This is a genomic window from Rhizobium sp. RAF56 (assembly GCF_052113965.1).
Taxonomy (GTDB): Bacteria; Pseudomonadota; Alphaproteobacteria; order Rhizobiales; family Rhizobiaceae; genus Rhizobium.
In genome coordinates, this window is the sequence record NZ_JBFRDU010000141.1 from 1 (window position 1) to 482 (window position 482).

A 482-nucleotide genomic window follows, 5' to 3' on the forward strand; every position below is an offset into this window, starting at 1 on the left:
AGGCCGGCGCGACGGATGTCGACCACTTCACCGTCCTGACCGTCGCCAACGTCGACGGCCACACCAGCGGCTCGACCGGCGTTGCCGGCGAGTACGGCAAGCTGACCTGGAACGCCCTGTCCGGCGCCTACAGCTACAAGCTCGACAACGGCAACCCGGCGGTACAGGCGTTGGGCGCGACGGCGACGGCCACGGAAAGCTTCAGCTTCACCGTCCGCGATGAGCACGGCGCCACCAGCACCCAGACGCTGACCATCACCATCCACGGCACTAACGACGCGCCGATTGCCGTTGCCGATACGAATGGCACGGATCTGGTGAAGGAGATTGGCGTCAAAGATGGCGGCAACGCGCTTGAGCTGGGCGACGCCTCGGCGAAGGGCAACGTTCTGACCAACGACACCGACGTCGACGAGGGCGATACCAAGACGGTCGTCGGAGTTCAGGCCGGCGACAGCCACGGCGTCGATGTCAGCGGTCAC

At 66.0% G+C, this 482-nt stretch carries 1 protein-coding gene; it reads left to right on the forward strand.

The features are described 5' to 3' along the window. The coding region (locus AB4048_RS28970) for a VCBS domain-containing protein (RefSeq protein WP_442205370.1) at positions 1-482 on the forward strand (482 nt) is incomplete at both ends.